1 protein-coding gene is annotated in these 380 nt (G+C 45.3%); it reads left to right on the top strand.

From position 1 onward, the window contains the following. Positions 1-75: 75 nt before the first annotated feature. Positions 76-380, top strand: a 305-nt coding sequence (locus A3751_RS00635) for an acyl-CoA dehydrogenase N-terminal domain-containing protein (RefSeq protein ID WP_197466064.1), incomplete at its 3' end; no start/stop codon positions are given.

Raw genomic sequence — 380 nt, 5'->3', positions numbered from 1 at the left:
GCAATTCCCATGTGTGATTTGCTCATTAAATCCAATAGTTTTCAAACGAAACCGATTAAATTTGAGGTTAACGTTATGCCAGATTATAAAGCTCCCCTAAGAGATATTAAGTTCCTTATGGACGAAGTGCTTGATAGTGAAAAGCACTATCAGAATATTGGTGCTACTGAAGCGACGCCGGACATGGTTGACGCAATTGTTACTGAGGGAGCGAAGTTTTGTGAAGAAGTTCTAGCCCCAATTAACCAAAGTGGCGACCAAGAAGGTTGTACTTGGAGCGAAGACGGCGTTAAGACTCCCGCTGGTTTTAAAGAGGCGTATCAGCAGTTCGTGGAGGGCGGTTGGCCTTCGATGAATGCTCCTGTAGAGCATGGCGGCCA

Source organism: Oleiphilus sp. HI0080, assembly GCF_001635135.1.
This window is presented reverse-complemented; position numbering and strand designations above follow the sequence as displayed.